Source organism: Pseudomonas sp. 30_B (assembly GCF_017491605.1).
In the GTDB taxonomy this organism is placed as follows: domain Bacteria; phylum Pseudomonadota; class Gammaproteobacteria; order Pseudomonadales; family Pseudomonadaceae; genus Pseudomonas.
Genome location: NZ_JAFGYY010000538.1, coordinates 1 through 238, shown reverse-complemented (window position 1 = coordinate 238; position 238 = coordinate 1). Strand labels below are relative to the sequence as shown.

General features: G+C 64.7%; 1 protein-coding gene. It reads left to right on the top strand.

Translation table 11 applies throughout. The features are described 5' to 3' along the window. Positions 1–238, top strand: a 238-nt coding sequence (locus J5M67_RS29385; RefSeq protein ID WP_207888776.1) for a sulfatase-like hydrolase/transferase, incomplete at both ends; no start/stop codon positions are given.

Genomic DNA, 238 nt, shown 5'->3' with positions numbered 1-238 from the left:
ATCCATGCAGGGCCAGAGCGGCATGCCGGGCAACGAGTACGCTGATGGCATGCTCGAGCACGACGGCGACGTCGGCAAGCTGCTCAAGGCGGTGGACGACCTGAAGATCGCCGACAACACCATCGTCGTCTACACCACCGACAACGGCCCGAACCGCTTCACCTGGCCGGATGCCGCCACCTCTCCGTTCCGCAACGAGAAGAACTCCAACTACGAAGGCGCCTTCCGGGTGCCGGCG